The 1,113-nt window shown below is 69.0% G+C and carries 1 protein-coding gene; it reads left to right on the forward strand.

The window, feature by feature from the left end; all coding sequences use genetic code 11:
* Positions 1 to 177: 177 nt before the first annotated feature.
* Entirely contained in the window at positions 178 to 1,092 is a 915-nt protein-coding gene (locus E9529_RS21425; RefSeq protein ID WP_236833277.1) for an IS982 family transposase, read from the forward strand.
* Positions 1,093 to 1,113: the final 21 nt, after the last annotated feature.

Raw genomic sequence — 1,113 nt, forward strand, 5'->3', positions numbered from 1 at the left:
CCTAGATGACCGATTCCAAGGGCTGGTGACGTTCCCGCGGGAACGTCGTCAAGCCGGTGACCTTGACCGCATTCCCGCGGGAACGCATGAGGTGTGCTTCGGCGTGCCTTGGCCGCGTGATGGGCGAGGGTGCCCAGGCTCGGCGTTGCTCCCCAACGTCGAACCTCGGAGGTCCTCGTGGACGCCGATCTGGACACCCTCGCCACGGCACTCTATGTACGCACCGACGACCTGCTGAAGGCCTCGCCCGGCCGCGCACCGGCGCGTCCGGCGGTCGGACTCAGGCCGCGGATCACCGACGCCGAACTGGTCACCCTCGCGGTGATGCAGGCCCTGCTCGGCCGGACCAGCGAGGCCCGCTGGCTGCGCTACGCCCACGCCCAGCTACGGCATCTGTTCCCGTATCTGCCCCAACAGCCGGGCTACAACAAGCGGCTACGCAAGCTGGCCGACACGCTGCGCTGGCTGGTCGGCGTGCTGGCCCGCGACACGGCTCTGTGGACCGATGACGTGTGGGTGGTCGACTCCACGCCGGTCGAGTGCGCCCGCTCCCGCGAAGCGGCGCACCGCTCAGACCTGGCCGGCTGGGCCGAGTACGGCTACTGCGCCAGCCACTCCCGCTACTTCTGGGGGCTGCGGCTGCACCTGCTGTGCACGCTGCAGGGGCTGCCGGTCGGCTTCGCCCTCTCCGGCGCCAAGGCCGACGAGCGGGAGGTGCTGCTGGGCTTGCTGGAAGCCGACCCGACGCTGACCGCCGGCCGATCGGGGCAGACGGTGATCGCCGATCGGCACTACTACGGCCGGCAGTTCGAGACCACACTCAACGATCACGGCATCACGCTGCTGCGGCCGGCCCGCGCCGGCGAGGCGCCCCGGCCCGGATCACGCCTGTTCAAGCCGCTGCGTCAAGTGATCGAGTCGATCAACGACACCTTCAAAGGCCAGCTCGACCTCGAACAACACGGCGGGCACACCCCGACCGGAGTCTGGGTCCGCGTCCTTCAACGCGTCCTGGCGCTCACCGCCGTCATCTGGCACAACGACCACATCGGCGCACCCACCCCTCGATCACTGATCGCCTACGACCACTGACCCTTGGAATCGATCATCTAG

This window comes from Blastococcus sp. KM273128, assembly GCF_021698975.1.
Taxonomy (GTDB): domain Bacteria; phylum Actinomycetota; class Actinomycetes; order Mycobacteriales; family Geodermatophilaceae; genus Blastococcus.